This window comes from Psychrobacter sp. Sarcosine-02u-2 (genome assembly GCF_002836335.1).
GTDB classification, from domain to species: Bacteria; Pseudomonadota; Gammaproteobacteria; order Pseudomonadales; family Moraxellaceae; genus Psychrobacter; species Psychrobacter faecalis.
The window spans coordinates 1-6547 of the sequence record NZ_PJBX01000015.1; the positions used below are offsets into that span (position 1 = coordinate 1).

6 protein-coding genes and 1 pseudogene are annotated in these 6547 nt (G+C 41.8%); all 7 read left to right on the forward strand.

Going from position 1 to position 6547, the window contains the following annotated elements:
* The first annotated feature begins 368 nt into the window (after window positions 1-368).
* The 7 genes and pseudogenes from CXF58_RS13890 to CXF58_RS00695 all read left to right on the forward strand — a co-directional run bounded on the left by CXF58_RS13890 (window position 369) and on the right by CXF58_RS00695 (window position 6021).
* The gene (locus tag CXF58_RS13890) at window positions 369-1343 is read left to right on the forward strand and encodes a VOC family protein (RefSeq protein WP_219621709.1); all 975 of its coding nucleotides are present in this window, start codon (window positions 369-371) and stop codon (window positions 1341-1343) included.
* Window positions 1333-2394: an ArsO family NAD(P)H-dependent flavin-containing monooxygenase gene (locus CXF58_RS00675; RefSeq protein WP_102076266.1), complete on the forward strand. Its 1062-nt coding sequence runs from the start codon at window positions 1333-1335 to the stop codon at window positions 2392-2394. The genes CXF58_RS13890 and CXF58_RS00675 overlap by 11 nt, the downstream gene beginning before the upstream one ends.
* Window positions 2395-2494: 100 nt before the next feature.
* Window positions 2495-2854 carry an ArsR/SmtB family transcription factor gene (locus tag CXF58_RS00680; RefSeq protein ID WP_102076267.1) on the forward strand — a complete coding sequence of 120 codons (360 nt, stop codon included), beginning with the start codon at window positions 2495-2497 and terminating at the stop codon, window positions 2852-2854.
* A gap of 52 nt (window positions 2855-2906) precedes the next feature.
* Window positions 2907-3239: pseudogene (gene arsC, locus CXF58_RS13950) on the forward strand (arsenate reductase (glutaredoxin)); the annotation flags it as partial.
* A 51-nt stretch (window positions 3240-3290) separates the two neighbouring features.
* Window positions 3291-4046, forward strand: a complete 756-nt coding sequence (gene arsH / locus CXF58_RS00685; protein WP_227678594.1) for an arsenical resistance protein ArsH — start codon at window positions 3291-3293, stop codon at window positions 4044-4046.
* Between the two features lie 58 nt (window positions 4047-4104).
* The gene (locus CXF58_RS00690) at window positions 4105-5415 is read left to right on the forward strand and encodes an arsenic transporter (protein ID WP_102076269.1); all 1311 of its coding nucleotides are present in this window, start codon (window positions 4105-4107) and stop codon (window positions 5413-5415) included.
* A gap of 159 nt (window positions 5416-5574) precedes the next feature.
* On the forward strand, window positions 5575-6021 hold the full coding sequence (locus CXF58_RS00695; RefSeq protein ID WP_102076270.1) for a MerR family transcriptional regulator: 447 nt from the start codon (window positions 5575-5577) through the stop codon (window positions 6019-6021).
* Window positions 6022-6547: the final 526 nt, after the last annotated feature.

The window sequence follows — 6547 nt, forward strand, 5'->3', positions numbered from 1 at the left end:
AAAAAAGCACAGCAACCAGTCCTATAATTCTAAAGTCTGTTATAGATGGTTCCATATTAACAGTTTATTTTGAGTAGTCTGTTAATATGTTTGAAGGGTGAAATAGCTAGTTCCCTTGGGGTATATCCTAAAGTGCATCGTAAACAGTTATACATGAGCTAGCTATTTCAATTAAAAGCTTACAGGCTATATCATAGTAAATCCTAAATATATCGAGCTAGAATTGACGGACAACTTAAAGCTAATGTCAGGATAGTCTTGATTTATCTCATTATGTCTATATTATTGGACATATAGAAACAACTAATACTATACTTTTAAAAAAAGTTCGATGAAAATGTTTATGTGATTTGTGCATTAGAATCCTGATGAACCATCTGATTGGTATAGATAATTTATATTATCAAGCATATGTCGCATGTTTATCAAAGCAAGCAAATCAATCGTGTGTATTTACAGGGCTTACTATGAAAAACATCCTATTTCTTTGTGTCGCTAATTCGGCCCGAAGCCAAATCGCTGAAGGATTGGCCAGATATTATCTGCCAGAAAGCATCCAGGTTACGAGCGCTGGATCTATACCATCTAACCTTAATCCTTATGCCATTAAGGTGATGGCAGAGTTAGGTATTGATATCAGTCAACAACATGCCAAAGCAGTTGAGGAGCTAGACACCCACCTTGTAGATGCTGTTATAACTCTGTGTGCTGAAGAGGTCTGTCCTATTTTTTCAAGAGATGTTCAACGGCTGCACTGGCCGCTAATCGATCCTGCAATTGGTTCAAGTTCGTCAGACGAAGCACTTGAGCGTTTTAGAATGGTGAGAGATCAGTTGCGACAACGAATTTTAGTATTGGCGGAGCTAATAAAAATGCCATCTGGTATCGATTCTATAGAGTCTCATACTAGTATTCGAGTCAATGATTTAGCGAAGAGTACGGCGTTTTATAGCTGGTTATTAAACACGTGGCCAAAAGAGTGGACCCATCGATATGCGACCTTTATTCGCCCAGAACTAAACTTGAATATGGTTCTGGTCGTCTCTGATGGTAAAGAGCTTAATCATGACACGCTTTATCATTTAGGGGTAAATGTGAATAACCAGCAAGAAGTTATTGATGCTTTTTTTAGCGCAAAAGATGCTGGCTTAACTGTTTTTAAACCACCGAGAACCACTTGGAAAGGCACACCGTTACATGAATTATGGCTAAAAGACCCTGATGGTAATCTAATCGAGATTTATGCACGTCTAACAGATACAGAGATTTTAACAAAACCCCAAAATGAGCAGCCTACTTTTTTAGTAGCAGGAACTGATACTGAGGATAGTGATGTCAACTAAGATATTTGACGTGATAGTAATTGGCGGCGGTCAAGCAGGTTTGGCGGTAGGGTATTACCTGAGACGTGCTAAGCTTGATTTTATTATCCTCGATAATCAAATCCAAAGTGGTGGAGCGTGGCGTCATACTTGGCCATCACTAAGGTTGTTTTCTCCAGCAGTAATGAGCTCACTACCTGGTAGGCTCATGCCAAAGGCTAAAGATAATGAATACCCGCATCGAGATGAGGTGCTCAGTTATCTTGCTGATTATGAGCAGCACTACCAGCTGCCTGTGTATCGACCATATCAGGTGACCAATGTACAACGAGATAGTGAACACAACTGTTTGCGAGTGACGGATGGAAAATTTACTTGGTTGGCTAAAGCAGTGGTTAATACGACAGGTACATGGAGTCATAGCGTTATACCAACGCTTGAGGGTCAAGAGATGTATCGCGGTGAGCAGTGTCATTCTGCAAACTATGCGGGTATTGAGACGTATAAAGGCAAGCGGATACTGGTAGTCGGTGGCGGCAATTCTGGCGCGCAAATTTATGCTGAGCTAGCTGAGGTTGCCGATGTAAGCTGGGTCACGCGTGAGCCGCCATTATTTTTAGCAGATGATGTCGATGGTCGCGTATTATTTGAGAGAGCTACGGCTCGGATTATGGGTAATAATGGAGATGCACCGGTGGGCGGAATTGGTGACATTGTTATGGTGCCTCCAGTGAAAGCGGCTCGTGATAAAGGTATTTTAAAAGCGGTGTCTATGTTTAGCCGATTTACTGAGCAAGGTGTCGTGTGGAGCGATGGACGTGAGGAACAAATCGATGCGGTGATCTGGTGCACTGGGTTCAAACCAGAGCTTGACCATATAGCCAATTTGGGTGTGCTAGAGGATGATGGTAAGGTAGAAGTAAAACAAGGCCAATCTATAAAAGAGCCTCGTTTATGGCTATTTGGCTATGGCGATTGGGCAAGTCCAGGTTCAGCTACTTTAATTGGTGCTGGACGTAGTGCTAGAGAAAATACTCCCGCTTTGATTGATTTTGTGCAAGGGGTTTCTTAATACTCAACTCGATTTAGACAGTTATAGCTTGAGAAAGCCAGTTTATGAAGACCTCATAAAATATCTTGATTTATTTTTATATGTCTATATTATTGGACTTATGGAAATAATAAATGCTACTGCCAGCTTTGCTGCGCTCTCTCAAGAAACTCGATTAAAAGCTTTTAGACTTTTGGTTAGTCATGAGCCTGATGGTCTGCCTGCTGGTGAAATCGCTCGCAATCTTGGTGTGCCACATAATACGATGTCGGCTCATTTAGCCGTGCTTGCCCGGGCAGGATGGGTAAGCTCACAACGACAAAGCCGCCAGATTATTTATCGTGCGTCTCTTACGCATGTCGAAGATGTCATTCAATTCTTGTTAAAAGACTGCTGTGCAGGTCACCCAGAGTTATGTGGCTCTCTTTTGGACAGCTTGAGTGCCTGCGATATCAACCCATCCGACAAACCCAACAGCTAAGCTACTATTCTTTTAAGAATACAAACCCTTCTAACACTATAAAAAGGTCGTTATGACACCTATCATTTTTCACAACCCTAATTGTGGTACGTCTCGCAATACCTTGGCCATCATGAAGGCTTCAGGCGAGCAACCGAACGTCATTGAATACCTCAAAACACCGCCTACTCGTGAATATTTGATTGAGCTGTTAGGCTTGATGAAACTTTCACCGCGTGAGCTTCTACGCCGTAAAGGTACGCCTTATGATGAGTTAGGTTTAGACGACCTTGTATTGTCTGATGATAAGCTTATTGATGCAATGATGGCGCATCCTATTTTGATAAACCGTCCTATTGTGGTGACTGATAAAGGCGCAGCATTATGCCGACCTTCAGAGCGGGTATTTGAGCTATTGCACCATCCAGTGAGTCGTTTTACCAAAGAAGATGGCGAAATCGTCCAATCTACTAAAGACAACAGTCTAGACCTCTCTGTCGATTTAACGGAGTTACCAAATATAGATGCAGTAGAGCTGCAACCGATTGATATTGATGCTTTGATTGGTGCAAATGATCCCCGTCATCCACCAAGAATATTGGTGCTCTACGGCTCTTTACGTGAACGCTCGTTTTCTAAATTAGCAAGTGAAGAAGCGAGTCGGATATTGCGTTGGTATGGTTGCGAGGTGCGTACCTTTGATCCTACGGGTTTACCATTGCCTGATAGTACTGATGCTAATCATCCGAAAGTACAAGAGTTACGTGAGCTAGCAGCGTGGTCTGAGGGCATGCTATGGGTTAGCCCTGAGCGCCATGGCAGTATCACTAGCATCATGAAAGCGCAGATTGATTGGATTCCACTGTCATTAGGTGGCGTTCGACCGACTCAAGGCAAGACGCTGGCAGTAATGCAAGTCAGTGGCGGCAGTCAGAGCTTTAATACCGTCAATCAGCTGCGTATCTTGGGGCGCTGGATGCGTATGATTACCATACCCAATCAGTCGTCTGTTCCGAAAGCTTTTTTAGAGTTTGATGACAATAATCGTATGCTTAATTCGCCTTTATATCAGCGTATCGTTGATGTGTGTGAGGAATTAGTGAAGTTTACGTGGCTCACACGTGGTCGCTCCACTTATCTAACCGATCGTTATTCTGAACGGGTGGAAAGTCGTGAGGAAGTATCACAGCGTGTAAATCAAAAATCACTCTAAACTCAAGCGTATCTAACGTTAACCTTCTCTAATACCATTGTTTTATTAAGGCACCTTTATGCTCGCATTAGCGATTTTTATTGTCACTTTGACTTTAGTCATATGGCAGCCAAAAGGACTGGGTATCGGTTGGAGTGCAATGGGCGGCGCAGTAGTTGCCCTGCTTCTAGGGGTGGTGCAATTATCAGATGTGGCTATCGTCTGGAATATCGTCTGGGATGCCACCTTTACCTTTGTCGCGCTTATCATCATCTCATTGATATTAGATGAGGCTGGATTTTTTGGCTGGGCAGCATTGCATGTTGCAAGATTAGGTAATGGTCAAGGTCGGCGACTGTTTCCCATGATTGTTATTTTAGGCGCATTCATTGCTGCCTTTTTTGCTAATGATGGGGCGGCGTTATTGCTTACTCCTATTGTCATTGCCATTTTGCTGCGCCTTGATTTTGCACCCAAATCAGCTTTAGCCTTTATCATCGCTACTGGCTTTATTGCCGATACCGCAAGTCTGCCATTAGTAACGTCTAATCTAGTCAACATCGTTAGCGCTAATTATTTTGATATTGGTTTTGGTCGCTATGCAGCAGTCATGGTGCCAGTGAATATCGTATCTGTTATCTCAACGCTACTGGTATTATGGCTTGTCTATGCGCGACATATTCCGAAGCATTATTCAATGGATAGTCTAAGCTCACCGCAATCTGCTATCAAAGACCCTTTGGTTTTCCGAGCGGCCTTCCCAGTATTGGCCTTATTACTCATCGCTTATTTTGCCACTGAGTCATTGGGACTAGTGATTTCGTTGGTGACTAGTATCGCAGCACTAGTGCTAATAGCAATCGCAGGCCGCTGGTGGCAAGGTGGTCGTGGTACCAAGCTTTCCGTGACCCATGTCCTACGCAAAGCGCCATGGCAAATCGTGTTGTTTTCAATCGGTATGTATTTAGTGGTTTATGGCTTGGGTAACGCAGGACTCACGGCATATGGCGCGCAAATACTAAACTGGTTAGGACAGCAAGGTAACGTCATTGCGACGGTCGGAACAGGCTTTCTATCAGCTATCGTCGCCTCAGTCATGAATAATATGCCGTCAACCCTCATAGGAGCGCTGGCGATTGATAGCGCCCAAGTTCCCGCTGCAACGCGCGAGTTGATGATTTATTCCAATATTATTGGTAATGATTTAGGGCCAAAATTCACCCCAATTGGTAGCTTAGCAACCTTGTTATGGTTACATGTACTGGCGGAAAAGGATTATAAAATCAGCTGGGGTCAGTATATGAAGATTGGCTTATTCATAACACCGCCAGTACTACTCGTAACGCTTTTAGCTTTAGTATTTTGGTTGCCTATGTTACCCAGTGTTTAAGTAAGCGGTCATTCTTATAGTACGGTGCCTGTATAGCGCACCGATCATGTTCCCACAACAGAGTTTATGACGTTGGATGTCAGAAATCAGTTCTTACTGGTTCTATTTAGGTATAATTATTTAAAACTAGATAAAAATTATATTTTTAAGGTATATGGTATGGAATCTGATACATCATTCTTATTAATAGGAGCTTTAGCAGCCCAAGCTAACACAACCAAAGATACTATTCGTCATTACGATGAGATGGGGTTACTGAAATCTCGAAAACGCCAAGCAGGATCACGCCTATACACTGAATTTCATCCTGAATGTATTGAGCGTATTAAAATGATTAAAGGCGCACAAGCTATCGGTTTTACTCTTAATGAATTTAAAAGACACCTAAATGATCATTTCAATGGCACTCTCAATATTGATAAAGATTTAATTACTATTTCCAAAAAACTTACTGAAGCGAAACGTCAAAAAACTGAGATCATCAATACTATTAACCGGCTTAGTGCTTATTATATTATTCTAGAAGAAATAAAGTCAGACAATATCGGCTTCATTTCTAAATCTGAATGGGAAAAGCGAATAGCGGCGCAGCTCTGCTTAACCTGAATCGCACCGATCATGAATAGAATATGTATGTTAAGTACACCATGAAGTACACTGTGAATATTTCAGCGATTTAAAACGTTGATAACATTAGCCCGCAGCTTAGCATTCAAGTCCTCACTAGGGTACCGAACCAGTGAAATTGGTTTGTCATAGGTATACTTACAATAGATTATAGTGCAATGGGAAGATAGAACTAAGACAATTAAAGAGCTGATTAAAGAACTCCAAAGTTTTGAGGACCAAAACTTGATTGTTATGATAACTAATGATGAAGGTGAAACATTTAACTCGGTAAAGTTGGTTAGCAGAGGGTTTGTAGCTAATAAAGATGATCCTGATAAATATAAGAAAGTTTATTGTGCTTTACACTTCTAAGCTTTAAGACCATCTAAGACAGTTAGTTAGTTTTTTAATCCCTAAACCCATGAAAATCGGTTGGGGGGTGATTTTTTTGCCGTGTGCAGAGAAAAGCAAGTCAAAGATTTTTTTACTAGCTGCTTTAGCGATAACCATTATTTAGGATAAT